Here is a 26038-nt window from a genome sequence, read left to right on the forward strand (position 1 = left end):
GGCACTCCACGGCGCAGGGGGCATCCCTCCGGGAACCCCCAGCACCATTCCGGCCCCAGCATCGCCCGTTGACTGCGGGCCTGGGTGTGCGAGGTGCTGGCTACACCTCGTCCCAGTCGAGGTCGCCGCAGAGGACGCGCAGGCGGCCATCCTGCCAGTAGGCGACGGATACGGTCACGCACATCCTGGCGCCGTGCAGGCTCAGGTAGGGGCGCGTGGTCTGGATCTCGCCGACCGTCTCGACCGCGCGGCGGAAATAGGGTCGGCGCGCCCAGCGGGCATCACCCGCACGCTCCATCGGCAGGAAACGTGGATCGATCTCCGCCGGGCCCGAGGCGGGCACCGCGCGCGCACCGATCTCCCGGCCGTCGTCGTCCAGCAGGTAGCACATCTGCGCCCCGTCCAGCTTGAGGAAGGGCTGGCAGGCCTCAACCAGCGGACGCCCCTGCTGCATCGTCTGCAGCGCCAGCGCCAGCGCCGTGCGGAACGGCGTCAGCCGGTCCAGGTGATCACGCCGCAGTTGCGCCTGGCGCTCGTTGAACAGGCGCCAGACATCCTCCAGCGCGGACACGCCCTCGCCGTCGCGCAGGAACGGCGCCGGATGGCCGAAGGCGAAACCCTGCACCAGGTCGACGTCCGCATCCATCGCGAGCTGCGCATCCTCGACGGTCTCGATGCCCTCCAGCAGCACCAGCGAACCGCACTCGTGCAGCAGCGCCACCATCTGCGAGAGAACCCTCGCCATGCGCCGCGAGCCGCGCGAGCGCATCAGCAGCGAACGGTCCAGCTTGACGATCTCCGGCCGGATCCGCCAGATGCGATCGAAGTTCGAGTGCCCCACGCCGAAGTCGTCCAGCGCCAGCAGGCAGCCGGTGGCGCGCGCGGCCTCGACCGCCTCCTCGAAGCTGTCGTCGCGCGCCATCACGTCCTCGGTGACCTCGAAGACCAGGCGATGCGTCGGCAGGCCCAGCTGATGCACGACCTCGACCGCGCGCGCCAGCATGCGCACCTGCAGCGCCGCATGCATGAAGACGGCCGGATGGATGTTCAGGAACAGCCAGCAGTCCGGCTGCCGCTGCGCGACGAAGTTGTGCACGTGCAGCAGGCGGCACAGGCGGTCGAGCCAGATCTGCTGCTCGAAGCTGCCGACGCCCTCGAAGGCGGTGACCGGGGTGATGGGACGGCCGCGCTCGTCCTCGACGCGGATCAGGCCCTCGTAGCCGACCGGCCGGCGGTGCGGATAGCTGTAGACCGGCTGGAACGCGCTGGTCAGCCGGTAGTTCTGGAAGCTGCCGACCCAACGGCCGCGCTCCTCGCCGACGGCGCCGTACAGCGCCTGCAGCATGCCTTCGACCTCGGCGTTGTCGTCGCCGCTGCCTGTCCCGTGATCCATTCGCCCGACCCCAACGTTGGAGGCTGCGCGGTTCCGCGACCGCGGAGCCGTGTTTGACGCCGATGCTACGCCTGGGACCCGCCGGCCGGCATGGATAATGCCCTGATGCCCCGGAGTCCAGGGGGAGGCCCATGCTGATCCAGTTCTTCTACACGCTGCGCGCCGCCAAGCTGCCCGTCTCCGTCAAGGAGTACCTGACCCTGCTCGAGGCCATGAAGGCCGGCGTGCTCGACGACACCGACATCGGCGGCAGCGGCCCCACGGTGGACAAGTTCTACGCGCTCGCCCGGACCTCGCTGGTCAAGGACGAGGCGCTGTTCGACAAGTTCGACCGCGCCTTCGCGGCCTACTTCAAGGGCGTCGAGCTGATGGGCGACCTGTTCAAGGCCTTGCCGCAGGAATGGCTGACGAAACAGCTCGAACGCGAGCTGACGCCCGAACAGCTCGCGCAGCTGAAGGCGCTGGACTGGGACGAGCTGATGGACACGCTGCGCCAGCGGCTCGAGGAACAGCAGGAACGCCACGAAGGCGGCAGCCGTTGGATCGGCACCGGCGGCACCAGTCCCTTCGGCAACGGCGGCGTCAATCCGCGCGGCGTCCGCATCGGCGGCCCCGGCGGCCAGCGCAGCGCGGTCAAGGTCTGGGACCAGCGCGCCTACAAGGACTACGACGACAACATCGAGCTGGGCACCCGCAACATCAAGGTCGCGTTGCGCCGGCTGCGCCGCTTCGCGCGCGAGGGGTCGGAGCTGGAGCTCGACCTCGACGACACCATCCACAAGACCGCCGCCAACGCCGGCATGCTCGACATCCGCATGATCCCGGAGCGCCACAACAAGGTGAAGCTGCTGCTGCTGATGGACGTCGGCGGCACGATGGATGAGCACGTGCACCGTGTCGAGGAGCTGTTCTCCGCGGTCAAGAGCGAGTTCAAGCACCTGGAGTTCTTCTACTTCCACAACTGCGTCTACGACTTCGTGTGGAAGAACAACCGGCGCCGCTTCAGCGAGAAGACCTCGACCTGGGACCTGATCCACAAGTACAACCGGGACTACAAGCTCATCTTCGTCGGCGACGCCACGATGAGCCCCTACGAGATCCTCCAGCCCGGCGGCAGCGTCGAGTACAACAACGAGGAAGCCGGCGCCGAATGGCTGCAGCGGCTCACCGCCCATTTCAGCAAGCACGTCTGGATCAACCCCGAACCGGCCGGGGTCTGGCAATACCGCCAGAGCATCTCGCTGATCCAGCAGTTGATGCAGCAACGCATGATGCCGCTCACCATGGGCGGACTCGAACAGGCGATGCGCGTGCTCAACCGATGACGGCGACGACCCTGACGCTTCCGGTGACTCATTGGCTGCGGCGCGCGCTGCCGATCTTCACGATCGGCGCGGCGCTCGCGCTGCTGGGCGGCTGCTCGCTGCTGCCCACCGACCGCAAGGCGCAGCTGAAGGTCGCGGCGACCGAAGAGGCCGATGCCAACAATCCCTACGTGACCAGCACGCGCAAGATCTCGGCCTATGAGCTGACCGTCGAGGCGCCGCCCGAGCTGCGCTCGCTGCTGATGGAGCACCTGGACCTGGCGCGCTTCCGCGACACGCCCGAGGACATGCGCCTGACCGCCGGGGAGTTGCGCCGGCTTGCCGCCGTCGCGCCCGAGCAGGCCACCAAGCTGCTGGAGACCGCCGGCTACTTCAACGCCAAGGTCCGGACCGAGGAAGTGGGCGACCTGTCCGACGGCGTGCGCAACCTGCGGCTGATCGTCGACACCGGCCCGCGCGCGCTGGTCCGCCAGATGGACCTGCGCATCGAGGGCCCGCTGAAGACCGCCACCGAGCGCGGCGACAAGCTCGCGGTGGCCCTCGACCGCACGTTGACGCAGAGCTGGCTGCTGCCGCCGCAGACGGGCTTCAGCCAGGGCGACTGGGCCGCCGCCAAGAACGCGCTGCTGACACGCGCGCGGGCGCAGGGCTATCCGCTGGCCCGGATGACGCACAGCGAGGCCGTCGTGCAGGCCGACGACAACCAGGTCGACATCGCCGTCACGCTGGAGAGCGGGCCGCTGTTCACGCTCGGCGAGCTGACCGTCGAGGGCCTGAACCACCAGCCCGAGGAAAGCGTGCGCCGGCTGGCGGGCTACCAGCTGCACCAGCCCTACAACGAGAAGCTGCTGCTCGACTTCCAGGAGCGGCTGGTGGGCACGCAGCTGTTCGACAGCGCCAGCGTCGAGATCCAGCCCGAGAGCGTCACCCCGGCGCCCGGCGCCGAGACCGTCGAGGTGCCGGTGACCGTGAAGATCCGCGAGGCCGCGCGCCAGCAGGTCACGCTGGGCGTCGGTTACCGGACCGTCGACGGCCCGAGCGCCAACATCGAATACACGCACCGCAAGCCCTTCGGGCTCAACATCCGCGAGCGCAGCAAGCTCGAGCTGTCCCGCGTCCGCCAGGCGCTGGACACGGAAATCAGCTCCCATCCGCAACCCAACATGCAGCGCAGCCTGGCGCTGGTGAAGGTCGAGCGCATCGACGACAACGACCAGGTCAACCTCAACCTCAGCACCCGCTTCGGTTATGCGAAGGAGACGGAGCCCGAGGACCGGCTGACCTACGTCGAGGTCATCCGGTCCTGGGAACACAAGCCGGCGGTTCCGACGACGGTGGCCGGCGCGGTGTCGCTGAACCAGCAGATGACGTGGCGGCGGCTGGACTCGCGCGTGCTGCCGACCAAGGGCTGGAGCGCCACCGCCACGGTCGGCGGCGGCTGGGCCGACAGCTCGGCGGAGAAGAACGGCCCGTTCGCACGGGCGACCGGCAAGGTCTACTGGTACTCGCCGCTGTCGGGGCGCTGGCTGTTCTCGACACGACTCGAAGGCGGCCAGATCCTGGCCAAGGGCAAGCTGGGCCTGCCGGAGGCGCTGCGCTTCCGCACCGGCGGCGACGACAGCGTGCGCGGCTACGGCTACAACGACCTGGGCCCGGTGAACTCCACCGGCGCGCAGACCGGCGGCCGCGTGCTGCTCGAACGGCAGCGTCGAGGTCTCGCACCCGCTCACGCCGCGCATCCCGCAGCTGATGGGCGCCGTGTTCATCGACGCCGGCCAGGCCGCGCAGAACTGGGGCGACTACCACCCCGCCTGGGCCTACGGCACCGGCCTGCGCTATCGCAGCCCGGTCGGCGTGCTGCGCTTCGACTTCGCCAAGGGCAACCTGGTCGACAAGTGGCGCCTGCATTTCAGCGTCGGCATCAACCTGTAATCCGATGAGCGACCCGCGCGACGACCTTCCCACACCCTCGTCTCCGGACGCGGCGCCTTCCGGCGCCCCGGCTCCACGCCGCCGTCGTCGCGGCCGCAACCTGCTGTGGGTGCTGCTCGCGGTGCCGGTACTGATCGGTCTGGCGCTGCTCGCGCTGACCTGGGCGCTGAAGACGGACAGCGGCACCGCCTACGTGCTGGCGAAGGTGCCCGGCCTGTCGCTGCAGAACGCACGCGGCCGGCTGCTGGGCGACTTCGACGTCGACCGCGCCGAGCTCGTGCTGCCCGGCACCGAGGACCGCATCGTCCTTGAGCAACTGCAATGGCGGAACGTTCGGCTGGTCTGGAACCGTTCGCCGCTGCTGTGGGGCGAAGTCCGGGCGGACCGGCTGGCCATCGCGCGCCTGCGGGTGCAGGTCGCGCCGAGCGCGTCGACCGAACCGGCCAAGCCCCCGCTCAGCCTGCTGTCGCCGGTCGCGATCACGATCGCGGACCTGGAGATCGGCGAGGTCTTCGCTCCCGGCCTGGCGCAGCCGCTGCGCGGCCTGCGCGGCAGCGCGGCGTTGGGCGCCGACGGCGGCAGGCAGCATGCGCTGACCGTGAAGTCGCTGGGCTGGCAACAACTGACCCTCGCCGGCGAGGCCCGGATCGCGACGCAGGACGACCTGAAGCTCGCCAGCCGCTGGACGCTGAGCCAGCCGACCGGCGAGCTGCCGTGGACCGCGCCGTTCCAGCTCGACGGCCCGATCGCGGACCTGACGCTGAAGGGCTCGCTCGAGGCGGCGAAGCAGCGTCTGCAGGTGCAGGCCCGGCTGCAGGCGTTCGCGCCCTTCCCCGTCGCGCAGCTGGAGACGCAGGCCAAGGACCTGGACCTCGCCGCGCTGCTGCCCGGCACCGCCGGCGTGCCGCGCACCGGCCTCAGCGGCAAGGTCACGATGACGCCGAACGCGGACAAGTCGCTCAGCGTCAAGGCGGACCTGGACAACAGCGCCGCCGGCCGGCTCGACCAGGATCGCCTGCCGCTGCGTCAACTGCAGCTGGACCTGCTGCTCGATCCGTCGAACTGGACCCGGCTGCGCCTGCCTCGACTGGACGCGCTGCTGACCGGCGGCGGCCGGCTGCAGGCGGTGGGTCAGACCAGCCAGGCCGACGGCAGCGTGCTGACGCTGCGCCTCACCGGCCTGGACAGCCGCCAGATCGACGCGCGTTGGCCGGTGGTCCAGGCGCGCGGTGAGCTCAAGCTCAGCACCAAGGCCAACCTGGTGAAGGCCTCCGCGGACCAGTCGCTGCAGGTCGAAGGCGACCTCACCGGGCAACTCGGCCAAGGCAAGCTGCAGGCGCCGCTCGCGGTCACGCTGGCTGCGGAACTGCGCACGCAGTCGATCGACGTGCAACGCCTGCAGGCGCGCTCGGGCGCCGCCACGCTGAACGCCGCGGGCGAGTTCACGCTGAACGAGGCCCTCGACTTCGCCTCGGGCTGGAAGACCCGCGTGGAAGCCTCCGTGCAGGGCCTGGATCCGCGCCGCCTCAGCCCGGAGCCGCTGCCCGCCGGCGCCGCGCCGCAGGCGATCAACGGCCGCTTGAAGGCCGCGCTCCAGTCGGTGCGCGGCAGCCTGTGGCCGCAAGGCAAGGCCGATCTCGACCTGCAACCCAGCCAGTGGCAAGGCCTGCCCCTCAGCGGCCAGGTCCGCTACAGCCGCAACGGGACCGCCGCGCCGGACCTGCTGGCCGATCTGCGACTGGCCGACGCGACGCTGCAGGCGCGCAGCCGCATCAACGCGGCGGCGCGGCGCGAGCAGGTCGATCTGTCGATCAATGCGAACGCACCCAGGCTCGCCAGCCTGCAGCCGATGCTGCGGGCGCAGTTCCCGCAGGCGACGATCGTCGGCAGCGCGCAGGCGCAGGCGACCGTCGTGCTGATCCAGCCGGGCGCGCGCCAGGCCCAGTACGGCAGCGACGGCAAGTGGCAGTTGCAGGGCTTCGGGCTCTCCGGCGTGCCGGGCCTGCCGGCCAACTCCGGCAGCCGGCCGGCGCTGCAGCTGGACAACGCCTCAGGCCAATGGACGCTGTCCAGCCTCAAGGACGCGAAGCTCGCGTGGACCACGCAGCTCCGCAACCTGCGGCTGCCGCAGCAGAGCATGCGACTCGACGAGCTGCAGCTGGACCTCTCCGGCAGTTGGGCGCAGCACCGCCTGACGCTGACGACGCAGGGCCAGGTGCCGCTGCCGCCGGTGCTGACGCAACCGGCGCCGACCAAGGTGGTCGCGCGGGCACAGGCGGCGAGCGCGAACGGCTCCGCCCTCGCGCAGACGGTGCCGCTGGACCCGCAGGGCGCGCGCGCGCGGATCGCGCTGGACGGCGCGCTGGAAGCCGATCCGCTGCAGGCCTGGCGCCAGGGCGCGGTGTGGAACGCGCGCGGGCTGACGCTCGCGCTGGAAGCCAGCCAGCAGGCCACGCCGCTGCTGAAGGCCGGACCGCTGGCGCTCGCGCTGCGGCTGGACCCGGGACTCGATCCGCGCCAGGCGACGCTCGCGCCGGGGCGGATGGAGCTGCTCGGCGCCGGCCTGCGCTGGGATCGCATGATGTGGCAGAGCGCCAACCAGCCCAACCTGCCCTCGGGCGAGTGGGACGTCCAGGCGGTGATGGAGCCACTGGCCGCCGCACCGGTGCTGAGCAAGCTGCAGCCCGACTTCGGCTGGGGCGGCGACCTGCAGATCGAAGGCCGGTTCAAGTCGCGGCGCGACGCGCGCGGCCTGACGGTGGACGCGATGCTCGAGCGCACCAAGGGCGACCTGACGGTCACCGACGAAGTCAGCACGCAGCGGCTCGCGCTCACCGACCTGCGGCTGGGCGTGATCGCGGACCAGGGCGTGTGGCATCTGGTGCAGGGCGTGGCCGGCGAGAACATGGGCGCTATCGGCGGCGCGGTGACATTCCGGACCGCCAATGCGCACGCGCTGCCGACGCCGGGCGCCAAGCTCGAAGGCGGCATCGAGGCCAAGGTCGACAACATGGGCAACTGGGGCCCGTGGCTGCCGGCGGGCTGGCGCCTGGGCGGCAGCCTGGCCGCGACGCTGAACTTCGGCGGCACGCTGGGCGCGCCGGAAGTCCGCGGCCAGGCCGGCGCGCAGAAGCTGTCGCTACGCAATCCGCTGATGGGCGTGGACATGCAGCAGGGCGAGCTCGCGCTGACGATGAGCGGCCGAGAAGCCAGGCTCGAGAAGTTCACCGCGCGCGCCGGCAACGGCACGGTCAACATGGACGGCACGCTGCGCTTCGGCGCGCAGCCCAGCGCGGAGCTGTCGCTGAAGGCGGACACCTTCGCGCTGCTGCAGCGCGTGGACCGGCGCATCGTCGCCACCGGCGCCGCGCAGCTCAAGGCCAGCGCGCAGCTGCTGGACCTGAAGGGACAGTTCGTCGTCGCCGAGGGGCTGTTCGACTTCTCGCGCGGCGATGCGCCGCAGCTCGACAACGACGTACAGGTCGTGCGCCAGAACGCGCCGCCCAAGGCCGTCGACGGCAGCGGCAAGCCGATGCGGCTCAAGCTCGACCTGGACCTGGACCTCGGACGGCGCCTGCAGCTCAAGGGCTACGGCATCGACACGAAGCTGCGCGGCCTGCTGCACCTCGCGCAGGACGGTCAGCCGCGGCCGGAGATGACCGGCGAGGTCCGCAGCGAAGGCGGCACCTTCAACGCCTACGGCCAGAAGCTGGTCGTCGAGCGCGGCATCTTCAGCTTCGTCGGGCCGCTGGACAACCCGCGGCTGGACGTGCTCGCGATCCGGCCCGACATGGAGAACGAAGCGGTGCGCGTCGGCGTGACGGTCACCGGCACGGCCAGCAGCCCCGCGGATCAAGCTCTATTCCGAGCCCGACATGAGCGAGACCAACAAGCTCTCGTGGCTGGTGCTGGGACGCTCGCCGGACAACCTGGGCCGCAGCGACACCGCGCTGATGCAACGCGCCGCGATGGCGCTGATCAGCGGCGACGGCGAGAGCGCCAGCGACAAGCTGATCCACAACATCGGTCTGGACGAGCTGTCCTTCAGCGGCGAAGGCGACGATGCGCGCGGCACCGTGGTGCGGCTGGGCAAGCAGGTCAGCCGCAACGTCTTCGTCGCCTACGAGCGCGGGCTGAACGCCACCACGGGGTCCTGGCAGGTGATCTACAAGCTCGCTCAGCGCTTCACGCTGCGGGCGCAGGCCAACGAGTACCAGCAGGGCCTGGACGTGATCTGGCAGTGGAAGTGGGAGTAGCGGTCCGATAGCAAGCGCATGGCATGGGCATGGCAGTCGGAACGGCAGCGGGCGTGGTCGCCTGCACGCCAGCCCGGGCTGGCCCACTGAGGCGCGCGGCTTCATGCGAGAATCCGCCGCTTTCGCGGACAGGGCCCCACCGGGGCCGGTTCACGCGGGCTCTCCGTAGTTCAATGGATAGAACGGCCGCCTCCTAAGCGGCAAATACAGGTTCGATTCCTGTCGGAGGGACCAACGCCTGGCGTCGGTCCCGACGCCTTCCGCCGCGCTCCTGCGGCACTAGCGCTTCAGCACGATCGTCACCAGCGCCGACGCGTCCACCACGCCGGTCACCGTGTGCACCACGCCCCCTTCGAGATAGCACAGCTGCCCCGCGCGCAAGGGCTGGCGCTGCTCCGCGCCGTCGCGCTGGACGATCAGCTCGAGTTCGCCTTCCAGGCAATGCAGCGTGATCTCGCCGTCGACCTTGTGCGACGGCAGCGACTTGCCCTTGGGCAGGACGACACGCATCACCTCCAGGCCCTCCGACTTGAACAGTGCGGAAGACGGTGTCGCGGTCAGCGCGGCACCCAGCGGCGCGACATCGATCGGCTGGGCGGGGGCGGCATGCGGCAAGGCCATGGAACTCCTCCTGGTGGGCGGGCGACTGCGGCGCGTCGAGGTCGCACCGCGGCTGGCGTTGCATCGATCATGGCACCGTCCGTGCCCGTTCGCATCCCCGAGGCGGCCGACACCCTGCCGGAAGTCATTCCCCGCGTTCACCCACCGCGTACCCACCGTTTCCACACCGCGCCCGGAATGCGCGCAAGATGCTCGCGATACGCGTAAATGCGGGGTAAACCGGCTTTTCATGCCGGGCCGCTTTTTTGCCTCACGCATATACTGGGAACGCCTTTGTTCCGTCCCGCACAACGGGGACGGACCATGCGGCGCCAAGCAGCCAGGCTGTACTGATTCAAGGTTTTTCATCATGGGCGCCAAACTGAAAGTCGCGGGCTGGGTCGCATTGGGTGCGATGGCCGGTGTCATGACGACGATGCAGCTGCAGGCCAATGCCCGCAGCACCACCAGCCCCCTTCCGCTCGAGGAACTGCAGCAGCTCGCCGCCGTCTTCGGGATCGTGAAGTCCGACTACGTCGAGTCCGTCGACGAGAAGAAGCTGATCAACGACGCCATCTCCGGCATGGTCAGCGGCCTGGACCCCCACTCCCAGTTCTTCGACAAGAAGAGCTTCAAGGAATTCCGCGAGAGCACGTCCGGCAAGTTCGTCGGCGTCGGCATCGAGATCGGCATGGAAGACGGCCTGGTCAAGATCGTCTCGCCGATCGAAGGCAGCCCCGCCTTCCGCGCCGGCCTCAAGAGCGGCGACCTGATCAGCAAGATCGACGACACGGCCGTGCGCGGCCTCACGCTCGATCAAGCGGTCAAGAAGATGCGCGGCGAACCGGCCACCAAGGTCACGCTGTCGATCTACCGCAAGTCGGAAAGCCGCACCTTCCCCGTCACGATCAGCCGCGAGGAAATCCGCGTGCAGAGCGTGCGCGCCAAGCTGGTCGAACCGGGCTACGCCTGGATCCGCGTGAGCCAGTTCCAGGACCGCACCGTCGAGGACTTCAGCCAGAAGCTGGCCGAGCTCTACAAGCAGGACCCCAAGATCAAGGGCGTCGTGCTGGACCTGCGCAATGACCCGGGCGGCCTGCTCGAGGGCGCGGTCGCGATCTCCGCGGCCTTCCTGCCCAAGGGCGTCGAGGTCGTGTCGACCAATGGTCAGCTCGCCGAGTCGAAGGCCAGCTACCGTGCCGATCCGGACTTCTACGCCCGCCGCGGCTCGGGCGATCCGCTGCGCCGCCTGCCGGACGCGATCAAGAACGTGCCGATGGTGGTGCTGGTGAACGAAGGTTCCGCCTCGGCCAGCGAGATCGTCGCCGGCGCGCTGCAGGACCACAAGCGGGCGACCGTGATGGGCCTGCAGACCTTCGGCAAGGGCTCGGTGCAGACCGTGCGCCAGTTGGGCCCGGACACGGCGGTCAAGCTGACCACCGCGCGCTACTACACGCCGAGCGGCCGCTCGATCCAGGCCAAGGGCATCGTGCCGGACATCCCGCTGGACGAGACCGCCGAGGGCAACGTCTTCGCCGAGCTGCGCATGCGCGAGGCCGACCTCGAGAAGCACCTCCACGGCTCGGACGAGAAGACGGAAGAGTCGCGCTCCAAGGAACTGGAGAAGATCCGCGAGGAACGTCGCCAGAAGCTGGAAGCCGACTACGCCAAGCGCGCCGAAGCACCGAAGCCGCTGCCCGAGTTCGGCAGCGCGGAAGACTTCCCGCTGCGCCAGGCGCTGAACCAGCTGCAAGGCAAGCCGGTCGCGGTCTCCAAGGTCGCGCAGGAACGCAAGGCGGAAGCGAAGACCGAATAAGTCTTCCCCAGCCCCAAAGACAAACGCCCGATGCTTGCATCGGGCGTTTTGCTTGGTGGGTACCGATCAACTCGGCGAGGTGCCGTTGCTTTCTTCCGCTTCGGCGTCCGGGGCCTTCGAGTAGCGGGCGAAGGCGTTGGCGGCCCAGAGGCCGACTTCGTAGAGCAGGCACATCGGGATCGCCAGCGCGAGCTGCGAGACGATGTCCGGCGGCGTGATCACCGCCGCGATGACGAAGGCCAGCACGATGAAGTAGCCGCGGAACTGCTTGAGCTGCGGCACCGTGACGATGCCCATGCGCGCCAGCACCACCACCACCACCGGCACCTCGAACGCGGCCCCGAAGGCGATGAACATGTTCATCACGAAGCCCAGGTAGGCCTCGATGTCCGGCGCCGCAGTGATGCTCTTGGGCGCGAAGCTCTGGATGAAGGTGAAGACCTTGCCGAACACGAAGAAGTAGCAGAACGCCACGCCCGCGAAGAACAGCAGCGTGCTCGACACCACCAGCGGCATCACCAGGCGCTTCTCGTGGGAGTACAAGCCCGGCGCGACGAAGGCCCAGACCTGGTACAGCACCACCGGCAAGGCCACCAGGAAGGCCGCCAGCAAGGTGATCTTCAAGGGCACGAGGAACGGCGACAGCACGTTCGTCGCGATCATGGAGCTGCCCTGCGGCAGGTGCGAGACCAGCGGCACCGCGAGCAGGTCGAACAGACCGCCCGGACCGGGCCAGGCGCACAGCACCCCGAAAGCGATGGCGACCGCCACCAGCGCCCGGATCAACCGGTCGCGCAGCTCCATCAGGTGGGACACAAAAGGCTGTTCGGTGCCGGCCAGTTCGTCTTCTTGGGGGCTGCTCATGGGGCTCGGCGGGAGGGACGGAAGCGCGCCACGCGGGCCGCGCCGGATTGGGCGTGGCGACGCACGCCCTGCCGCTGCTTGTACCAGACCGGCGTGGCGCCGCGCTTGAGGCGCCAGTTCTTCTTCGGATGCGCGTAGACAGGGACCTGCCCGCCGTAGCCACCGATCGTGCCGTCCGCGTTCGTCCCGTCCACGGACAGGTCGGACCAGGTGGACTGCAGCGACTGGTTGGCGGCGTCCATCTGCTCCTGCACGCTGGACTGCACGTCGTTGACGGCGGTCTGGAACTGGCCCTTCATCTTCTGGAGTTCCTCCAGTTCGATGGACCGGTTCACCTCCGCCTTCACGTCGGACACGTAACGCTGCGCCTTGCCCAGCAGCGTGCCCACGGTGCGGGCAACGCGCGGCAGGCGCTCAGGGCCGAGCACGACCAGCGCCACGGCGCCGATCAGCACCAGCTTGTCAAAGCCGAAATCGACCATGCGGGCCGCGCTCAGGAGCGCGTCTTGGCGTCGACGTCGACGGTGTTCGGATCAGCCGCCTTGTTGGCGTTGGCCACCTGCTGCGGCGGCGTCTCGGACGAGGTGCCGTCCTTCATGCCGTCCTTGAAGCCCTTGACGGCAGCACCCAGGTCGCCGCCCACGTTGCGCAGCTTCTTGGTGCCGAAGACGGCGATCACGACGACCAGCACGATCAGCCAGTGCCAAATACTCAAACCACCCATGACAATCTCCAGAGTCGGAAGCCGAAATTCTACGGTGCGCGCATGACAGGCATGTCGGCGATCAATGCCCGCCCATGGCCGCATCAGCGGCTTATGGACCTCGTGCTACCCGCTGAGCGAACAGCGAACGTCGCTGTTCGCCACGGTTGCGCTGCGGATTGCTGCAGCGGCGGCCTGTAAATGAGGCCGGCGCTCAGCCTTTCAACCAGGGACGCGGACCGCCGATGGCGTGCATGTGGAGGTGGAACACCTCCTGGCCACCATCCGATCCGGTGTTGATGACGGTCCGGAAACCATTCGTGACGCCGAGTTCCTTCATCAACGTCGGCACCAGCACGGACATCTTGCCGAGCAGCGGCGCGTGCTCGGGTTGCAGGTCGACCATGCTGGCGATGTGCTGCTTGGGAATCAGCAGGAAATGCACCGGCGCCCACGGATGGATGTCGTGGAAGCCGATCAGGTCGTCGTCCTCGTAGACCTTCTTCGCGGGAATCTGGCCCTGGACGATCTTGCAGAAGATGCAGTTGGGGTCGTGGCTCATGGTCGGCGGCGGTCGGAAGCGGTCGAAAAGCGGTCGAAACGGTGAACGGTTGTCAGATCGGCATGGGCCGGCGGTCATTCATGGCCAGCCAGCCGCGCACGATGCGGTAGAGGAACCAGATCGAGATCAGGCACCAGGCGATCCAGCCCGGGATGATGAACAGGAACCACAGCGGGATCGTGACGACGTACAGGATGCCGCACCACAGCACGCTGCGCAGCCGCCAGGAGAAGTGGGTGGCCTGCCAGGTGCCGGCGGCCTCGTCGCGCTTCACCAGGTCGACGATCACCGCGACGATCAGCAGCACGATGCTGGCCTGCACGCCGGGCAGCAGCGCGCCGATCGCGACGACGGCATGCAGCGCGTAGCTGATGATCCCGACGGTGCGCAGGCCTGCTTCGCGCTGCGGGTCGAGGACGACGTCGGGCGGCTGCGGTTCGAACGTTTGGGTCATGCGTTCTCCTTCATGCGTCCCCCGGACGGGGGCTTCGACGGGCGAATTCCTCGAGGCCGGACAGCCCTTCGCGACGGGCCAGCTCGGCCAGTACCTGCTCGGGACGCAGGTCGAAGGCCGCCAGCGCGACGATCGAATGGAACCACAGGTCGGCGACCTCGTAGACCAGCTTGTCCGGCACGCCGTCCTTGGCCGCGAGCACGACCTCGGTCGCTTCCTCGCCGACCTTCTTGAGGATCTGGTCCAGACCCTTGGCGAACAGCTTGGCGACGTAGCTCTTGTCGGGATCGCCCTCGGCGCGGCGTTGGGCGACGACATCGCCCAGATGCGCCAGGACATCGGTCCCGTTCAGCGGAGCCGTTGCCGCAGCAGTCAGCGGTGCGGTCACCGCGGGCGACGGGCTGTCGGGCGGGAACGGCGTGTCTGGCGCGGCGGTCAGGTCAGGCGTATCCATGGCGCTCATGCCTTGTAGATGCTGGCCGGGTCCTTGAGGACCGGCTCGACCGCCGTCCACACGCCGTTCTCCAGCTTCTGGAAGAAGCAGCTGTGGCGGCCGGTGTGGCAGGCGATGCCCGGTTCGTGGCCGTGCTGCGTGACGCTCAGCAGCACGACGTCGTTGTCGCAGTCCAGCCGGATGCCGTGGACCTGCTGCACGTGGCCGGACTCCTCGCCCTTGTGCCACAGCCGCTGGCGCGAGCGGCTCCAGTAGACCGCCTCGCCGACCTCGGCGGTGCGGGCCAGGGCCTCGCGATTCATCCACGCGAACATCAGGATGTCGTTCGAGCCCTGTTCCTGGGCGATGACGGGCACCAGCCCGTCGCGGTCCCACTTGATCTGATCCAGCCAGTCCATCGGGGCAGTGTAGTCCGCGGTCGCCGCGGCGGCAGCGTTCACACCATCGGTCGTGCCTTCAGACGACATGGGTCGCCCCGACGTGGAAACGCTCCGCGGCGAACCACTGCAGCACCGGGATCGTGCCCGGCAGGACCGGTTGCACCTGCACCGGCAGATGCTGCCAGCTCATCGACTGGCCTTCGCGCATCTCGAACTCGCCCTGCCACTCGTACACCTTGCAGAAGTGCAGCCGCACCTTGGCGTGCGGGTACTCCATCAGCTCGATCTTCCACGGCTGCGCCGCGCCGATCGTGATGCCGAGCTCCTCGTGCAGCTCGCGACGCAGGGCCTGCTCGACGGTCTCGCCAGCTTCGAGCTTGCCGCCCGGGAACTCCCAGTAGCCGGCGTAGACCTTGCCCTCGGGGCGCGAGGTCAGCAGGAACTCGGTCTCGCGGCCGTTCGGCTCGCGGCGCACCAGCACGCCGACGGCCACGTCCACCGGCACGCGATCGCTCGCGGCGGAGGGGCTGTGCGGGTTCGCGGATTCGTTCTTTGAAGACATGGACTTGTCAGACATGGTCGAGGCCCTCCGGCGCATCGCCGTCCCGCGCCGAGGCCGAGGCGCCGTCGGCGGCCACGCCCGCAGCCGCCCCCTGCCCCGCCAGATCGCGGGCGAACTGATAGGCAACGCGACCCGAGCGCGATCCGCGTTCCAGCGCCCAGACCAGCGCCGGCTGGCGCGCGGCCTCGATGCGGGCGGCATCCAGGCCGAAATGCGTCAGCCACTGCGCGACGATCGCCAAGTACTCCTGCTGGCTGAAGCTGTAGAAGCTGATCCACAGGCCGAAGCGCTCGGACAGCGAGATCTTCTCCTCCACCGCCTCGCCCGGATGCACCTCGACGTTGCCGTCGCGCTCCGAGTAGGTGGAGGCGAGGTTGTCCTTCATCTGCTCGGGCAGCAGGTGGCGGCGGTTGCTGGTCGCGTAGATCAGCAGGTTGTCGGTGGCCGCGGCGACCGAGCCGTCCAGCATCGACTTCAAGGCCTTGTAGCCGGCCTCGCCTTCGTCGAAGCTGAGGTCGTCGCAGAAGATCACGAAGCGTTCCGGGCGATCGACGACCAGGTCGGCCAGGTCCGGCAGGTCGACCAGGTCGCCCTTGTCGACCTCGATCAGGCGCAGGCCCTGTCCGGCGAATTCGTTGAGGCAGGCCTTGATCAGCGAGCTCTTGCCGGTGCCGCGCGCGCCCGTCAGCAGCACGTTGTTGGCGGGCTGGCCCTGCACGAACTGGCGCGTGTTGCGCAGCAGGCGATCCTTCTGCGGCTCGACCTCCTTGAGGTCGGCGAGCCGGATCGTGGAGAGGTGCTTCACCGGCTCCAGCCGGGCGCTCGCGCCGCGCTTGCGGTAGCGGAAGGCGACCGCGGCGTCCCAGTCGGGCGGCGTCAGGGGCTGGGGCAGCACGGCCTCCAGGCGGTTCAACAGCGCGTCGGCGCGCCGCAGCACAGCTTCAAGGGCGTCGGGAACATTGGCCATAGCCACCGAGTGTAGGCGGCGCCCCGAGCCGTTCAGGGCGGTTGGCATCGCGAAAGCTCAGGCGAGCATTCGCATCGCGGCATCCAACTGTTCGGTGGGAAGCCGCTTGAAGCCGGAACGTGCATAACGCTGCAGCCGGCCGATGATGAAGCTCACCAGCACCGAGGCCTGCGCCTGGGCCTCGACGGTCGGCGTGGTCGATCCCGAGGCTTCCGCGGCGGTGCGCAGTCCCTGCCGCAGCGAGGACTCGACCTTGTCGAAGAACTGGTTCATGCGCGCGACCAGGCGCTCGTTCTCGTAGACCAGCGCGTCGCCGACCATCACGCGGGCCATGCCCGGATTGCGCTCGCCGAACTGCAGCAGCACCGCGACGATGCGCTGGGCCTGCGCCAGGCCGTCGGTCTCACGTTCGGCGATCTGGTTGAGCAGCGAGAAGATGCTGGTCTCGATGAATTCGATGAGGCCCTCGAACATCTGGGCCTTGCTGGCGAAGTGGCGGTAGAGCGCCGCCTCGCTGACCTCCAGCCGCGCCGCGAGCGCGGCGGTGGTCACCCGTTCCGCGCCGGGTTGCTCCAGCATGCTGGCCAGCGTCTGCAGGATCTGCACCCGGCGCTCGCCCGGCTTGAGCCGCTTGCGTGGCAGCTCCGCCGGCTTGGCAGCGGCGGAGTCCGGGGTGTCCGAGGAGCTGGGGTGCATGGAAGGGGCCGAAGTGTGCGGCGATTCTGGCACAGCCGGAACGCCGTCTTGACGTCGATGCCGGACGTCGTACGCCGACTCCCCGAGGACGCCCCGAGGCCGCGCCAAGGCCGCCCAAGGCCGGTTCCCGGCTCATGTCGGGAAGACCGCCCCCCCCTGCGAGGTGGCAGTCCTTGCCCGTTCCGTCGTCGAGCGGTCCCGGCCGGTCCGCGCTCAGTCGCGCAGCCAGCCGAGGCGGCGCGCCTCGTAGATCGCCTCGACCTTGGAGCGCACCTGCAGCTTGCGGTAGGTGCGCTTCACGTAGGTCATGATGGTGTGCGGCGACACGTTCATGAACTGCGCGATCTCGTCGAAGGTGAAGCCCTTGGCGGCCAGGTGCAGCACGCGCGATTCCTGTTCGGACAACGCAACGACCTGTTCGTCGACCAGCGGCATCGGGGCCGAATCGCCGAAGCCGCGCGGATGCGAGCCCGCGCCCTGCGGCGCCAGGCGCAGCAGCAGCCGCCGCGCGATCACCGGCGAGATGGGGCTGCCGCCCGCGCGCAGCGAGCGGAGCTGGCCGGGCAGATCCAGCGCCAGCGAGTCCTTGAGCAGGTAGCCGGTCGCGCCGGCTTCGATGCTCGAGAGCACATGCTGCTCGTCGCCGAAGACGGAGATGACCATCACCTCGCACTCGGGCGCGACGTGGGCCGCATGGCGGATCAGTTCGATCCCGCTGCCGCCGGGCAGGTCGAGGTCGACCAGCAGCACGTCGGGACGCGTCTGGTCGAACATCTTCCGGCCCTGCTGGAGATCGGTGGCCATGCCCACCAGACGGATGTCCGGCGCTTTCTCAAGGGCATGGGCGAACGCTTCGCGGAAACGAAGCTGATCCTCGACGATCAAGACGCTGAAAAGTGACATGCAATCCCTCACGGCCTGTGCAGCCGTTTCGTGGCGCATTCTGGGATGTCGCGTGTTTCAGCGGCAATCCCCAGCTTGCAGTGGTATGACCTTCGACCAAGCCCGGTGGCCAGCGGGTCAGCCAAGGGCAAGCGGCGATCCTGGCGGCCCGGCAGAAACGACCGAGCCCCCTCGTTCGGAGGGGGCTCGGTGCATGGATCCACCCATCAGGGGGGACCGGAACGGCAGCGCGGGCGGCCTCTTGCGAGGCCGGGTGACGCGCAATCGCTCAGTGCGAGCGGATCATCGTGCCGTAGGCCTGCTCGGACAGGATCTCCAGCAGCATCGCATGGGGGACGCGGCCGTCGATGATGTGGACGGCCTTGACGCCGCTGCGGGCAGCGTCCAGCGCGGAGGCGATCTTGGGCAGCATGCCGCCGGACAGCGTGCCGTCGGCGAAGAGCTCGTCGATCTCGCGCGCCGACAGGTCGGTCAGCAGGTTGCCCTGCTTGTCGAGCACGCCGGGGGTGTTGGTCAGCAGCACCAGCTTCTCGGCCTTGAGCACCTCGGCCAGCTTGCCGGCGACGACGTCGGCGTTGATGTTGTAGCTCTCGTTGCTCTCGCCGAAGCCGATCGGGCTGATGACGGGGATGAACTGGTCGTCCTGCAGCGCCTTCACGACGCTGGGGTCGATGGCGACGATGTCGCCGACGGAGCCCACGTCGTGCTCCTTGTTCGGGTCGTCCTTGTCGATCAGCTTGAGCTTCTTGGCGCGGATCATGCCGCCGTCGCGGCCGGTCAGGCCCACGGCCTTGCCGCCGGCGACGTTGATCAGGCCGACGATGTCCTGCTGCACCTCGCCGGCGAGCACCCATTCGACGACGCTCATCGTCTCCTCGTCGGTGACGCGCATGCCCTGGATGAAGTGGCCCTTCTTGCCGAGCTTGTTGAGCGCGTCCTCGATCTGCGGTCCGCCGCCGTGCACCACCACCGGGTTCAGGCCGACCAGCTTGAGCAGCACCACGTCCTCGGCGAAGTCCTGCTGCAGCGCGGGGTCGGTCATCGCGTTGCCGCCGTACTTGATGACGATGGTCTTGCCGTGGTACTTGCGGATGTAGGGCAGCGCCTGGGACAGCAGCTCGGCCTTGTCGCGCGGCGGGATGTGGCTCAGATCGGCGTCGTGGACGGGAGGGGTGTTGCTCATGGTGCTGTCCGGAGGAGGCTGAGGGGATGGGACCAAACGGGCGCCATTCTAGGACCGGCAAAATCGACGCCATGCAAGTGCAGCAATATCTGAAGCTGTCCGCCGGCGTGGCCGTGCTGACCATCGCCCTGAAGACGGCCGCCTGGTGGTGGACCGGCTCGGTGAGCCTGGCCTCGGACGCGCTCGAATCGGGGGTGAACCTGGCGGGGGCGCTCTTCGGTCTGGCGATGGTGACGGTCGCGCGGCGGCCGCCCGACGAGGACCACCCCTTCGGCCATCACAAGGCGGAGTACTTCTCCAGCGCCTTCGAAGGCGCGCTGATCCTGATCGCGGCGCTGGGCATCGGCTGGGCCGCGGTCGAGCGGCTGCGCGCGCCGCAGCCGCTGGAGCAGCTCGGCCTCGGCATGGCGCTGTCGCTGGTCAGCACGGCCATCAACGGGGCGCTGGCGTGGAAGATGCTGCAGGCCTCGCGCGAGCATCGCTCGATCGCGCTCGAGGCCGACGCGCGTCATCTGTTCACCGACGTCTGGACCTCGGTCGGCGTCGTCGCCGGCCTGATCGGCGTGATGCTGACGGGCTGGACCTGGCTCGACCCGCTGCTGGCGATCCTGGTCGCGCTGAACATCCTGCGCGAGGCGGTTCATTTGATGTGGAAGTCCACCGGCGGGCTGATGGACATGGCGCTGGACCCCGAGGATCAGCAGGCGATCGCCGAGGTGCTCGCGCGTTTCGAGGCGCCCGAGCTGCGCTTCGATCACGTCGCGACGCGCGTGGCCGGGCAGCAGCGCCATGTCGATTTCCATCTGCACGTGCCGGCCCGATGGACGCTCGGCGAAGCCGCCGCGCTGCGGGGTCAGGTCGAGCAGGCACTGATGCGCGCCCTGCCCGGCCTGCGCGCCAGCATCCAGCTGCTGCCGATCAATGTCGAGACGCGCTTCGCCGAAATGGCGGCGCGCGAAACCGCCACCTCGGGGGCCACCTCACCCGTCACCTCAACGGCCGCGACCGCGGCCACCCCCCACCAGGAAGGACAAGGATGATCGCGCTGCTGCAACGGGTGAAGGAAGCCCGGGTCGATGTCGGCGACCGCTGCACCGGACAGATCGGCGCGGGCCTGCTGCTGCTGATCTGCGCCGAGCCGCAGGACACCGAGGCGGTGGCGGAGAAACTGCTGCAGAAGATCCTGAAGCTGCGCATCTTCAGCGACGACGCCGGCAAGATGAACCGCAGCGTGCAGGACGTGGGCGGCGGCCTGCTGATCGTTTCGCAGTTCACGCTGGCGGCGGACACCTCGGGCGGCAACCGGCCGAGCTTCACCGGCGCCGCGCCGGCGGAACTCGGTCGCCGGCTCTACGAGCACGCGGTCGCGTTCGCGCGGTCGCAGCATCCGGTGGTGGCAACCGGCGAGTTCGGCGCGGACATGCAGGTCCGGCTGGTCAACGACGGGCCGGTCACGATTCCGATGCGGATGTGATGAGAATGCGGTACTACCACTGCACATCGAAGCAAGGAAACCCACCATGATCAGCTACGTCACCCTGGGCAGCAACGACCGCCGCGCGGCCAAGGCGTTCTATGACGCCGCGCTCGCGCCGCTGGGCCTGAAGCCGGGCTACTCGGACGACGAGATGGTCGGCTACGGCCCCGAGGGCGGCGAGACGCAGCTGTGGGTGGTGCAGCCCTTCAACGGGCTGGACGCGACGCCCGGCAACGGCACGATGCTCGCGCTGGCGGCGTCGACGCGCGCGCAGGTCGACGCGGTCTACGCCGCCGCCATCAGCGGCGGCGGCAAGGACGACGGCCGCCCCGGCCCGCGCGAGAACTACGGGCCGAACTTCTACGCGGCCTACTTCCGCGATCTGGACGGCAACAAGGTGGGCGTGGTGTGCCGGTCGCCGGCGTGACGATGGCCGCCTGAGGAAGTCCTTCCGAACCCGCCAATGCAAAGGCCCGCCTGAGGGCGGGCCTTGAGGGGAAGCGGGTCTCCCCGCTTCGGTGTGGTCGACGATCAGTCGGCCACCAATCCGGCATCATCGGGCCTCAGTCGGCGTACTGGCCGGCCGCCTTGATGACCGGCGTCCACTTGGCGATCTCGTCGGCGACGAACTTCTTGTGCTCGGCCGGGTTCACGCGGTTGTCGGTGACGATGACCGCGCCCAGCGCTTCCTCGCGCTTGTGGAACTCGGGATCCTTCAGCGCCGTCTTCAGCGCCGTGTTGATCTTGTCCAGCACGGCCTTCGGCGTGCCCTTGGGCGCGTACATGCCGTGCCAGATCGTCACGTTGAAGCCCTTCAGGCCGGACTCGTCCAGCGTCGGCAGCTTGGCGAGCGAACCGCCCAGGCGCTTGGACGTCGACACCGCGTAGGCCTTGACCTTGCCGCCGTCGATCTGCGTCGTGGTGTTCGTCGTCTGGTCGCACATCAGGTCGACCTGGCCGCCGATCAGGTCGGTCATCGCCGGGCCCGTGCCCTTGTACGGGACCGTGGTCATGTCGATCTTGACCGAGCTCATGTACAGCAGGCCGCACAGGTGCGACGCGGAACCCAGCCCCGCGTTGGCCAGGTTGATCTTGCCCTTGTTGTCGCCCAGCCACTTGACCAGGTCGGCGTAGTTGGCGGCCGGCAGGTTGGGACGCGAGATCAGCGTCATCGGCACTTCGTTGATCAGGCCCAGGTACTCGAAGTCCTCCAGCGTCTTGTACTGCAGGTTGCGGTACAGGGCCGGCGAGGTCGAGATGCCGATGTGATGCAGCAGCAGCGTGTAGCCATCGGGCGCGGCCTTGGACACCTTGGTGGCGCCCAGCGTGCCGCCGGCGCCGCCGACGTTCTCGATCACGATCGTCGCGTTGAGGGGCTTGCGCAGCGCCTCGGCCAGGTCGCGCGCGACCTTGTCGGTCGGGCCGCCGGCGGCGAACGGGACCACGATGGTCACCGGCTTGTCCGGGTAGTCGGCCCAGGCGGCGCCAACGCTCAGCGCGGCGACGGAAGCGAGCAAGATCTTCTTCATGGTGTCTCTTCCTCGTTGGAAGTGTGGGTGATGGCGCGGATGCTAGGTCTCCCTCCCACATTGCAACTTACGGAAACTACGTAAGCCGGGATCCCCCGAGGCATAGAACCGATGCCATCCCCCCTCCATCTGCGGGAATTCAGTCGAACTTCCGCAAGTCCTCGATGACTTTTCCGTCATTGGGCAGCGCGCCCGCCGCGACGAACACCACCTCGCCGCGCAGCTTGGTCACATCGCGCAGCGCCGCCGCCAGACCGTCGGCAAGACCTGCCAGCGCGCCGCCGTCGGTCTCGACGCGCAAGGTCATCCGGTCCTGCGCCATCTCGCCCTCGACGACCAGCCGCCCGCGCCGCGCCTGCGGGAAACGCCGCAGCACCTCGGCCACCTGCCCGGCGTGCACGAACATGCCGCGCACCTTGGCGCTCTGGTCCGCGCGCCCCATCCAACCCTTGATGCGCACGTTGGTGCGCCCGGTCGAGCAGGTGCCGGGCAGCACCGCCGACAGGTCGCCGGTGCCGAAGCGGATCAGCGGGTAGTCGCGGTTGAGCGTCGTGACGACGACCTCGCCCACCTCCCCGTCGGGCACCGGGTCGCCGGTGCCGGGCCGCACGATCTCGAGGATCACGCCCTCGTCGACGACCAGTCCCTGGCGCGCCGCGGTCTCGTACGCGATCAGCCCGAGGTCCGCGGTGGCGTAGCACTGGAAGCCGGTGACGCCGCGTTCGCCGCACCAGTCGCGCAGCGCGGCCGGAAAGGCCTCGCCGCTGACCAGCGCCTTGCGCACGGACAGGGGCTGGCCCTGCTCCGCCGCCTTGTCCAGCAGGATCTTCAGGAAGCTCGGCGTGCCGACGTAGGCCTGCGGCCGGAGCTCGGCCATCGCCTGCAGCTGCAGCTCGGTGTTGCCGACGCCGCCGGCGAAGACCGTGCAGCCCAGCGCCTCCGCGCCGCCTTCCATCATGGCGCCGGCCGGCGTGAGGTGATAGCTGAACGAGTTGTGGACCAGGTCTCCCGCGCGCAGACCCGCCGCGTGCAGGGCGCGGCCGACGCGCCAGTAATCGCGTCCGTGCCCTTCGGGCTCGTAGATCGAGCCCGGCGACTGGAACACGCGACGCGCGCCGGCATTGCGCTTCAAGCCGCGCCAGCCGATCGTCGAGAAGCCGCCGAAGGGTTCGAACGGCACGCGCTCCGCGTCCGCGCGCACCGCCTGCTGGCGGGCCAGCAGCTCCGACTTGCGCGTCACCGGCAAGCGCGCCAGCGCGACGCGCGTGCGGACCAGGTCCGGCTCGACATCGCCGAGCAGCTCGCCGAATGCATCGGTGTTCTGCCGCGCGTTGGCCACCTGGTGCGGCAGCGCCGCCAGCAGCGCGGCCTCGCGCGCGCCGGGATCGCGCGTCTCCAGCGCGTCGTAGAAATCAGTATCGGCGGCGCCCATCACTCTTCCGCCCATTGCGCCAGGCGACGCTTGAGGTCGTCCTGCAGCTTGCGCACGTCGGCCGCGTTGCGGCAGACGCGCGTCTCCCAGTCGGGGCTGCGCGCCGGCTTCTTCGCCAGCTTCGCGGTGATCTGGCCGTCGCCGGCCGCGAGCTGGAGCACCTCCTGGTTCTCGAAGCTCCAGCCGGTGCCGCGCTCCGTCAGCGCGCGCAGGTCGCGCAGCGCGCGCTTCAACTGCACGAGCGCCTCCTCGGCCTTGAACGGCGGGGGCGCGAAGAAGTCGTTGTCCATGAACTGCTCTCCCATCAATCCTTGAATTCAAGCCAGCCAGCGCTTGCGGCGCTTGTAGCTCTTCACGTCGCGGAAGCTCTTGCGATCGGTGCCGCCCATGCCGAGGTAGAACTCGCGCACGTCCTCGTTGTCGCGCAGGGCCTGGGCCTGGCCGTCCATGACGACGCGGCCGTTCTCGAGGATGTAGCCGTAGTCGGCATAGCGCAGCGCCATGTTGGTGTTCTGCTCGGCCAGGAGGAAGGTCGTGCGCTCCTTCTGGTTGAGGTCGCGCACGATCTCGAAGACCTCCTCGACGATCTGCGGCGCCAGACCCATCGAGGGTTCGTCCAGCAGCACCATCTTCGGATCGGCCATCAAGGCCCGCCCGATCGCGCACATCTGCTGCTCGCCGCCCGAGGTGTAGGCCGCCTGCGAGCTCCGCCGCGTCTTCAACCGCGGGAAGTAGTTGTAGACCTTCTCCAGCGTCTGCGCGACCGCCGCCTTGCCGTCGGTGCGCGTGTACGCGCCGGTGAGCAGGTTCTCCTCGATCGTCAGGTGCGCGAAGCAGTGCCGTCCCTCCATCACCTGCACCACGCCGCGGTGCACGAGGTCCGCCGGCGTGAGCCGCTCGATGCGCTCGCCCCGCAGCTCGATCGACCCCTTGGTGACCTCGCCGCGTTCGCCCGCGAGCAGGTTGGACACCGCGCGCAGCGTCGTGGTCTTGCCGGCGCCGTTGCCGCCGAGCAAGGCCACGATCGCCCCTTCGGGCACGCGCAGCGAGACGCCCTTGAGCACCAGGATCACGTGGTGATAGATGACCTCGATGCCGTTGACGTCGAGCAGCGCGGGCGCCGCCGCCGCAGCCGCGGGCGCTGCGACGGCGGAAGGGATGGAAGTGGCTTGCATGGCGGTGGTGCTCAGGCGGCGTTCAAGCGGGGTTCAAGCGGAACTCAAGCAGCCTTCAACCGCAGCTGCGCGGCTTCAGGTTCTTGTCCTTGGCGTACTTGGCGGCGTACTCCTTGACCAGCGGATCGATGTGGGTCTTGTCCGACTGGTACCAGTCGGACGCAAGGTTCCACTTCGCGCCGTCCCACTGGACGATGCGCGCCCAGTCCGTGCCCATGTGGTTGGCGCAGCTGGTCTGCACCGGGCGCATGACCTCGCCGAAGCCCAGCGCCTTGAGCCGGTCCGCGCTCAGGTTCAGGTTCTCGAAGCCCCAGCGCACCTGCTCCGGCGTCATGACCTTGCCCTTGCCGAATTTCTCCTGCGCGGTGCGGATCGCCTCGACCTGCAGCATCGAGATCATCATCCCCCGCGTGTGCGCGATCGCGCCGATGCCGGTGGCCGGGCCGGTGCCCTGGCCCTTGTCGTAGACGAACTTCTTCAGCTCGTCATGGACCTTGTCCTTGGCCGAACTGTTGTGCAGCGTGATCGCGTTGTAGCCCTTGGCGCCGGCGCCGATGTCCTTGACGTCGTGGTCCGAGCCGGCCCACCAGATTGCATAGATCTTCTCGCGCGGATAACCGCTGGCCTGCGCTTCACGGATGCCTGCGGGCGTCATCACGCCGGCGGACCAGAACAGCACGTAGTCCGGCCGCTGCTGGCGGATCTGCAGCCAGGTCGACTTCTGCTCGACTCCGGGCGGCGTGACCGGGTAGAGCAGCACCTCGAAGCCTTCGGCCGCGGCGCGTTTCTGGATCAGCGGGATCGGCTCCTTGCCGTAGGGGCTGTCGTGATAGACAAGCGCGATCTTCTTGCCCTTGAGCGAGCCCTTCTCCTTCTTCGCGATGTCTTGCAGCATGACGTCCGCGGCGGTCCAGTAGGTCCCGAGCAGCGGGAAATTCCATTCGAAGACGGTGCCGTCGGCGGACTGCGACAGGCCGTACCCCGGCGTCTCGACGACGACCTTGTCGACGAAGGCCTTGTCCGTCACCGCGAAGGTGATGCCCGTCGACTGCGTGTCGAAGCCCGACGCGCCGCCGCCCTTGCCCTTCAGGCGCTCGTAGCACTCGACGCCCTTGGCGGCGTCGTACGCGGTCTCGCATTCCTCGAAGGCGAGCTTGACGCCGTTCACGCCGCCGTCGCGCGCGTTGATCAGCTTCAGATAGTCCTGCTTGCCGTCCGCCCAGGGCATGCCCAGCGGCGCAAACTGCCCGGTGCGATACACCAGCAGCGGGATGAACTGCTCGGTCGCGGCTTGCGCCTGCGCCACGGCGGGCAGCATCGTCGGCAGCGCGGCTGCGACCAGCGTTGCCGCGCCTAGCGCGCCACGCGCGAAGGT

Annotated in this window: 25 protein-coding genes, 1 tRNA gene and 4 pseudogenes; 10 read left to right on the plus strand and 20 right to left on the minus strand. The window is 68.8% G+C overall.

All coding sequences use genetic code 11. The features are described from left to right. Positions 1-100: 100 nt before the first annotated feature. Entirely contained in the window at positions 101-1393 is a 1293-nt protein-coding gene (locus tag ACFJIX_RS00740) for an EAL domain-containing protein (RefSeq protein WP_377157003.1), read from the minus strand. A gap of 131 nt (positions 1394-1524) precedes the next feature. Between ACFJIX_RS00740 and ACFJIX_RS00745 the strand changes: the two genes are divergently transcribed. The 6 genes and pseudogenes from ACFJIX_RS00745 (at position 1525) to ACFJIX_RS00770 (ending at position 9140) form a co-directional block, all read left to right on the plus strand. Next, positions 1525-2718 carry a VWA domain-containing protein gene (locus tag ACFJIX_RS00745; protein WP_377157005.1) on the plus strand — a complete coding sequence of 398 codons (1194 nt, stop codon included), beginning with the start codon at positions 1525-1527 and terminating at the stop codon, positions 2716-2718. 665 nt (positions 2719-3383) lie between these two features. After that, a pseudogene (locus ACFJIX_RS00750) lies at positions 3384-4400 on the plus strand (autotransporter assembly complex family protein); the annotation flags it as partial. Between the two features lie 67 nt (positions 4401-4467). Further along, positions 4468-4650 (plus strand): BamA/TamA family outer membrane protein, encoded by a 183-nt coding sequence (locus tag ACFJIX_RS00755; protein ID WP_377161515.1) that lies wholly within the window; start codon positions 4468-4470, stop codon positions 4648-4650. Between the two features lie 3193 nt (positions 4651-7843). Next, a pseudogene (locus ACFJIX_RS00760) lies at positions 7844-8479 on the plus strand (translocation/assembly module TamB domain-containing protein); the annotation flags it as partial. Between the two features lie 46 nt (positions 8480-8525). Next, the gene (locus tag ACFJIX_RS00765; protein WP_377161517.1) at positions 8526-8906 is read left to right on the plus strand and encodes a translocation/assembly module TamB domain-containing protein; all 381 of its coding nucleotides are present in this window, start codon (positions 8526-8528) and stop codon (positions 8904-8906) included. A gap of 159 nt (positions 8907-9065) precedes the next feature. Beyond that, positions 9066-9140 (plus strand) — tRNA-Arg (locus tag ACFJIX_RS00770). A gap of 45 nt (positions 9141-9185) precedes the next feature. On the opposite strand, the gene ACFJIX_RS00775 is transcribed toward ACFJIX_RS00770, so the two are convergent. Next, positions 9186-9527: a cupin domain-containing protein gene (locus tag ACFJIX_RS00775; protein ID WP_377157006.1), complete on the minus strand. Its 342-nt coding sequence runs from the start codon at positions 9525-9527 to the stop codon at positions 9186-9188. Positions 9528-9876: 349 nt separating this feature from the next. Between ACFJIX_RS00775 and ACFJIX_RS00780 the strand changes: the two genes are divergently transcribed. Beyond that, positions 9877-11322 carry a S41 family peptidase gene (locus tag ACFJIX_RS00780; protein ID WP_377157007.1) on the plus strand — a complete coding sequence of 482 codons (1446 nt, stop codon included), beginning with the start codon at positions 9877-9879 and terminating at the stop codon, positions 11320-11322. A gap of 66 nt (positions 11323-11388) precedes the next feature. On the opposite strand, the gene tatC is transcribed toward ACFJIX_RS00780, so the two are convergent. From tatC to argB, 13 genes and pseudogenes are all read right to left on the minus strand, one after another. Further along, positions 11389-12186: a twin-arginine translocase subunit TatC gene (tatC, locus tag ACFJIX_RS00785; protein WP_377157009.1), complete on the minus strand. Its 798-nt coding sequence runs from the start codon at positions 12184-12186 to the stop codon at positions 11389-11391. Beyond that, positions 12183-12332 (minus strand): annotated as a pseudogene (gene tatB, locus ACFJIX_RS00790) (twin-arginine translocase subunit TatB); the annotation flags it as partial. The gene tatC and the pseudogene tatB (ACFJIX_RS00790), both read right to left, overlap by 4 nt. Before the next feature lie 143 nt (positions 12333-12475). Then, a pseudogene (gene tatB / locus ACFJIX_RS00795) lies at positions 12476-12668 on the minus strand (Sec-independent protein translocase protein TatB); the annotation flags it as partial. An 11-nt stretch (positions 12669-12679) separates the two neighbouring features. Beyond that, positions 12680-12910 (minus strand): Sec-independent protein translocase subunit TatA, encoded by a 231-nt coding sequence (gene tatA, locus ACFJIX_RS00800; RefSeq protein ID WP_377157010.1) that lies wholly within the window; start codon positions 12908-12910, stop codon positions 12680-12682. Between the two features lie 193 nt (positions 12911-13103). Then, entirely contained in the window at positions 13104-13451 is a 348-nt protein-coding gene (locus ACFJIX_RS00805) for a histidine triad nucleotide-binding protein (protein ID WP_377157012.1), read from the minus strand. Positions 13452-13503: 52 nt separating this feature from the next. Further along, positions 13504-13905 carry a DUF4870 family protein gene (locus ACFJIX_RS00810; RefSeq protein ID WP_377157015.1) on the minus strand — a complete coding sequence of 134 codons (402 nt, stop codon included), beginning with the start codon at positions 13903-13905 and terminating at the stop codon, positions 13504-13506. A 10-nt stretch (positions 13906-13915) separates the two neighbouring features. Further along, positions 13916-14281, minus strand: a complete 366-nt coding sequence (locus ACFJIX_RS00815) for a phosphoribosyl-ATP diphosphatase (protein ID WP_377161519.1) — start codon at positions 14279-14281, stop codon at positions 13916-13918. Positions 14282-14364: 83 nt separating this feature from the next. After that, positions 14365-14757: a phosphoribosyl-AMP cyclohydrolase gene (gene hisI / locus ACFJIX_RS00820; protein ID WP_377157018.1), complete on the minus strand. Its 393-nt coding sequence runs from the start codon at positions 14755-14757 to the stop codon at positions 14365-14367. Between the two features lie 58 nt (positions 14758-14815). After that, the gene (locus ACFJIX_RS00825) at positions 14816-15301 is read right to left on the minus strand and encodes an NUDIX domain-containing protein (RefSeq protein ID WP_377161521.1); all 486 of its coding nucleotides are present in this window, start codon (positions 15299-15301) and stop codon (positions 14816-14818) included. A gap of 7 nt (positions 15302-15308) precedes the next feature. Continuing rightward, positions 15309-16268 carry an ATP-binding protein gene (locus ACFJIX_RS00830; RefSeq protein WP_377157020.1) on the minus strand — a complete coding sequence of 320 codons (960 nt, stop codon included), beginning with the start codon at positions 16266-16268 and terminating at the stop codon, positions 15309-15311. A gap of 57 nt (positions 16269-16325) precedes the next feature. Further along, positions 16326-16964, minus strand: a complete 639-nt coding sequence (gene slmA, locus ACFJIX_RS00835; RefSeq protein ID WP_297525826.1) for a nucleoid occlusion factor SlmA — start codon at positions 16962-16964, stop codon at positions 16326-16328. 213 nt (positions 16965-17177) lie between these two features. Further along, positions 17178-17867: a response regulator gene (locus ACFJIX_RS00840; protein ID WP_377157023.1), complete on the minus strand. Its 690-nt coding sequence runs from the start codon at positions 17865-17867 to the stop codon at positions 17178-17180. 268 nt (positions 17868-18135) lie between these two features. Further along, the gene (argB, locus tag ACFJIX_RS00845) at positions 18136-19050 is read right to left on the minus strand and encodes an acetylglutamate kinase (RefSeq protein WP_377157025.1); all 915 of its coding nucleotides are present in this window, start codon (positions 19048-19050) and stop codon (positions 18136-18138) included. Between the two features lie 71 nt (positions 19051-19121). Here argB and ACFJIX_RS00850 point away from each other — a divergent pair, with 71 nt between their 5' ends. From ACFJIX_RS00850 to ACFJIX_RS00860, 3 genes are read left to right on the plus strand one after another with little or no spacing between them, the layout of a single operon-like run. After that, a complete protein-coding gene (locus ACFJIX_RS00850; RefSeq protein WP_377157027.1) occupies positions 19122-20090 on the plus strand; it encodes a cation diffusion facilitator family transporter in 969 nt (322 codons plus the stop codon). Next, the gene (gene dtd, locus ACFJIX_RS00855; protein WP_377157029.1) at positions 20087-20524 is read left to right on the plus strand and encodes a D-aminoacyl-tRNA deacylase; all 438 of its coding nucleotides are present in this window, start codon (positions 20087-20089) and stop codon (positions 20522-20524) included. Before ACFJIX_RS00850 ends, dtd begins: the two co-directional genes overlap by 4 nt. A 46-nt stretch (positions 20525-20570) precedes the next feature. Next, positions 20571-20954, plus strand: a complete 384-nt coding sequence (locus ACFJIX_RS00860; protein WP_377157031.1) for a VOC family protein — start codon at positions 20571-20573, stop codon at positions 20952-20954. 136 nt (positions 20955-21090) lie between these two features. On the opposite strand, the gene ACFJIX_RS00865 is transcribed toward ACFJIX_RS00860, so the two are convergent. The 5 genes from ACFJIX_RS00865 to ACFJIX_RS00885 form a co-directional block, all read right to left on the minus strand. Then, positions 21091-22056, minus strand: a complete 966-nt coding sequence (locus ACFJIX_RS00865) for a tripartite tricarboxylate transporter substrate-binding protein (RefSeq protein ID WP_377157032.1) — start codon at positions 22054-22056, stop codon at positions 21091-21093. 139 nt (positions 22057-22195) lie between these two features. Then, positions 22196-23488, minus strand: a complete 1293-nt coding sequence (locus tag ACFJIX_RS00870) for a phenylacetate--CoA ligase family protein (RefSeq protein WP_377157034.1) — start codon at positions 23486-23488, stop codon at positions 22196-22198. After that, the gene (locus tag ACFJIX_RS00875) at positions 23488-23778 is read right to left on the minus strand and encodes a hypothetical protein (RefSeq protein WP_377157036.1); all 291 of its coding nucleotides are present in this window, start codon (positions 23776-23778) and stop codon (positions 23488-23490) included. Before ACFJIX_RS00875 ends, ACFJIX_RS00870 begins: the two co-directional genes overlap by 1 nt. Positions 23779-23805: 27 nt before the next feature. Continuing rightward, positions 23806-24663: an ABC transporter ATP-binding protein gene (locus ACFJIX_RS00880; RefSeq protein ID WP_377157037.1), complete on the minus strand. Its 858-nt coding sequence runs from the start codon at positions 24661-24663 to the stop codon at positions 23806-23808. A gap of 55 nt (positions 24664-24718) precedes the next feature. Next, positions 24719-25981 (minus strand): ABC transporter substrate-binding protein, encoded by a 1263-nt coding sequence (locus ACFJIX_RS00885; RefSeq protein WP_377161523.1) that lies wholly within the window; start codon positions 25979-25981, stop codon positions 24719-24721. Positions 25982-26038 lie beyond the last annotated feature (57 nt).

The organism is Roseateles sp. UC29_93 (genome assembly GCF_042695725.1).
GTDB lineage: Bacteria > Pseudomonadota > Gammaproteobacteria > Burkholderiales > Burkholderiaceae_C > Roseateles > Roseateles noduli_A.

Coding starts and splice junctions, on each gene's coding strand:
- ACFJIX_RS00740 (WP_377157003.1), bottom strand. CDS start 1,393: ATGGATCACGGGACAGGCAGCGGCGACGACAACGCCGAGGTCGAAGGC.
- ACFJIX_RS00745 (WP_377157005.1), top strand. CDS start 1,525: ATGCTGATCCAGTTCTTCTACACGCTGCGCGCCGCCAAGCTGCCCGTC.
- ACFJIX_RS00755 (WP_377161515.1), top strand. CDS start 4,468: ATGGGCGCCGTGTTCATCGACGCCGGCCAGGCCGCGCAGAACTGGGGC.
- ACFJIX_RS00765 (WP_377161517.1), top strand. CDS start 8,526: ATGAGCGAGACCAACAAGCTCTCGTGGCTGGTGCTGGGACGCTCGCCG.
- ACFJIX_RS00775 (WP_377157006.1), bottom strand. CDS start 9,527: ATGGCCTTGCCGCATGCCGCCCCCGCCCAGCCGATCGATGTCGCGCCG.
- ACFJIX_RS00780 (WP_377157007.1), top strand. CDS start 9,877: ATGGGCGCCAAACTGAAAGTCGCGGGCTGGGTCGCATTGGGTGCGATG.
- tatC (WP_377157009.1), bottom strand. CDS start 12,186: ATGAGCAGCCCCCAAGAAGACGAACTGGCCGGCACCGAACAGCCTTTT.
- tatA (WP_377157010.1), bottom strand. CDS start 12,910: ATGGGTGGTTTGAGTATTTGGCACTGGCTGATCGTGCTGGTCGTCGTG.
- ACFJIX_RS00805 (WP_377157012.1), bottom strand. CDS start 13,451: ATGAGCCACGACCCCAACTGCATCTTCTGCAAGATCGTCCAGGGCCAG.
- ACFJIX_RS00810 (WP_377157015.1), bottom strand. CDS start 13,905: ATGACCCAAACGTTCGAACCGCAGCCGCCCGACGTCGTCCTCGACCCG.
- hisI (WP_377157018.1), bottom strand. CDS start 14,757: ATGGACTGGCTGGATCAGATCAAGTGGGACCGCGACGGGCTGGTGCCC.
- ACFJIX_RS00825 (WP_377161521.1), bottom strand. CDS start 15,301: ATGTCTTCAAAGAACGAATCCGCGAACCCGCACAGCCCCTCCGCCGCG.
- ACFJIX_RS00830 (WP_377157020.1), bottom strand. CDS start 16,268: ATGGCCAATGTTCCCGACGCCCTTGAAGCTGTGCTGCGGCGCGCCGAC.
- slmA (WP_297525826.1), bottom strand. CDS start 16,964: ATGCACCCCAGCTCCTCGGACACCCCGGACTCCGCCGCTGCCAAGCCG.
- ACFJIX_RS00840 (WP_377157023.1), bottom strand. CDS start 17,867: ATGTCACTTTTCAGCGTCTTGATCGTCGAGGATCAGCTTCGTTTCCGC.
- argB (WP_377157025.1), bottom strand. CDS start 19,050: ATGAGCAACACCCCTCCCGTCCACGACGCCGATCTGAGCCACATCCCG.
- ACFJIX_RS00850 (WP_377157027.1), top strand. CDS start 19,122: ATGCAAGTGCAGCAATATCTGAAGCTGTCCGCCGGCGTGGCCGTGCTG.
- dtd (WP_377157029.1), top strand. CDS start 20,087: ATGATCGCGCTGCTGCAACGGGTGAAGGAAGCCCGGGTCGATGTCGGC.
- ACFJIX_RS00860 (WP_377157031.1), top strand. CDS start 20,571: ATGATCAGCTACGTCACCCTGGGCAGCAACGACCGCCGCGCGGCCAAG.
- ACFJIX_RS00865 (WP_377157032.1), bottom strand. CDS start 22,056: ATGAAGAAGATCTTGCTCGCTTCCGTCGCCGCGCTGAGCGTTGGCGCC.
- ACFJIX_RS00870 (WP_377157034.1), bottom strand. CDS start 23,488: ATGGGCGCCGCCGATACTGATTTCTACGACGCGCTGGAGACGCGCGAT.
- ACFJIX_RS00875 (WP_377157036.1), bottom strand. CDS start 23,778: ATGGACAACGACTTCTTCGCGCCCCCGCCGTTCAAGGCCGAGGAGGCG.
- ACFJIX_RS00880 (WP_377157037.1), bottom strand. CDS start 24,663: ATGCAAGCCACTTCCATCCCTTCCGCCGTCGCAGCGCCCGCGGCTGCG.
- ACFJIX_RS00885 (WP_377161523.1), bottom strand. CDS start 25,981: ATGCTGCCCGCCGTGGCGCAGGCGCAAGCCGCGACCGAGCAGTTCATC.